A 1,599-nucleotide genomic window follows, 5' to 3' on the forward strand; every position below is an offset into this window, starting at 1 on the left:
AATGGCGTAAACAAAGGGAAGCGAGACCGCGAGGTGGAGCAAATCCCAAAAATAACGTCTCAGTTCGGATTGTAGTCTGCAACTCGACTACATGAAGCTGGAATCGCTAGTAATCGCGAATCAGAATGTCGCGGTGAATACGTTCCCGGGTCTTGTACACACCGCCCGTCACACCATGGGAGTCAGTAACGCCCGAAGTCAGTGACCCAACCGTAAGGAGGGAGCTGCCGAAGGCGGGACCGATAACTGGGGTGAAGTCGTAACAAGGTAGCCGTATCGGAAGGTGCGGCTGGATCACCTCCTTTCTAAGGAAGAAATAACTTCTTTCGTCTGGAACAATCCAACTAAAACGGAAGAAATAACTTCTTTCGTCTGGAACAATCCAACTAAAACGGAAGAAGAAGTAAAGTGAGTCGTTGTCTATTGTTTAGTCATCAAGGATGACAAAACTTTTTGGTGGCGATGCGTTCAGGGGTAACACCCGTTCCCATCCCGAACACGATGGTTAAGACCTGAACGGCCGATGGTACTGCACTGGAGACGGTGTGGGAGAGTAGGTGGCCGCCAAATTAAAATGGGCTTATAGCTCAGCTGGTTAGAGCGCACGCCTGATAAGCGTGAGGTCGGTGGTTCGAGTCCACTTAAGCCCATATCCATTAAGGATAATATGAAAAAATAATTTAATATGGGGGATTAGCTCAGTTGGGAGAGCGCCTGCCTTGCAAGCAGGAGGTCACGAGTTCGACTCTCGTATTCTCCACTTGACTTCTTGAAGAAGTCAAAATGTGTACCTTGAAAACTGCATACAGAGAAAATCAATGATAAGATAAAATATCTAATCAAGACATCCGAGGTAATGTTATTTAACAATTACTATAAAGTTTGAAGAAAACAAACTAAAAATAAATTGGCCTAGAACCAACACATGTAACGCTATACATGTGTGGATAGAAGTTCATTCCCGTGAACAACTATCGTTTGGTTATGCTGATAAGAGCGTATGGTGGATGCCTTGGCACTAAGAGCCGATGAAAGACGTGATAAGCTGCGAAAAGCTTCGGGGAGGGGCAAATACCCATCGATCCGGAGATTTCTGAATGGGGAAACCTAACTGAGCAAACCTCAGTTATCCTGACGCCAATCCATAACGTCAGGAAGGGAACCCGGTGAACTGAAACATCTAAGTAGCCGGAGGAAGAGAAAACAACATGTGATTCTGTGAGTAGCGGCGAGCGAAAACGGAAGAGCCCAAACCGGGATGCGTGCATCCCGGGGTTCGGACCGCGGAATTGATTCAACAAGTTTAGCAGAACAGTTTTGGGAAAGCTGACCAAAGAGGGTGAAAGTCCCGTAAGCGAAAGGCGAGTTGACATGGCGGTATCCAGAGTAGTCGAGACACGTGGAACCTTGACTGAATATGCGGGGACCACCCCGTAAGGCTAAATACTCCTTAGTGACCGATAGCGCATAGTACTGTGAAGGAAAGTGAAACGACCCCGGGAGGGGAGTGAAAAGATCTGAAGCCTATGTTACAGCTGTGGACATCTTATATGATGACCGCGTACTTTTTGTAAACGGTCCGGCGAGTACGCCTGGCTG

General features: G+C 47.3%; 2 tRNA genes and 3 rRNA genes (1 of these 5 only partly in view). All 5 read left to right on the forward strand.

Going from position 1 to position 1,599, the window contains the following annotated elements:
* A 16S ribosomal RNA gene (locus tag RUMTOR_RS04650) occupies positions 1-305 on the forward strand; the annotation flags it as partial.
* A 147-nt stretch (positions 306-452) separates the two neighbouring features.
* Positions 453-570 (forward strand): 5S ribosomal RNA (gene rrf / locus RUMTOR_RS04655).
* A 6-nt stretch (positions 571-576) separates the two neighbouring features.
* Positions 577-650, forward strand: a tRNA-Ile gene (locus RUMTOR_RS04660).
* A gap of 37 nt (positions 651-687) precedes the next feature.
* Positions 688-760 (forward strand) — tRNA-Ala (locus RUMTOR_RS04665).
* A gap of 220 nt (positions 761-980) precedes the next feature.
* A 23S ribosomal RNA gene (locus RUMTOR_RS13225) occupies positions 981-1,599 on the forward strand (it continues 1,603 nt past the right edge of the window).

This window comes from [Ruminococcus] torques ATCC 27756 (genome assembly GCF_000153925.1).
In the GTDB taxonomy this organism is placed as follows: domain Bacteria; phylum Bacillota; class Clostridia; order Lachnospirales; family Lachnospiraceae; genus Mediterraneibacter; species Mediterraneibacter torques.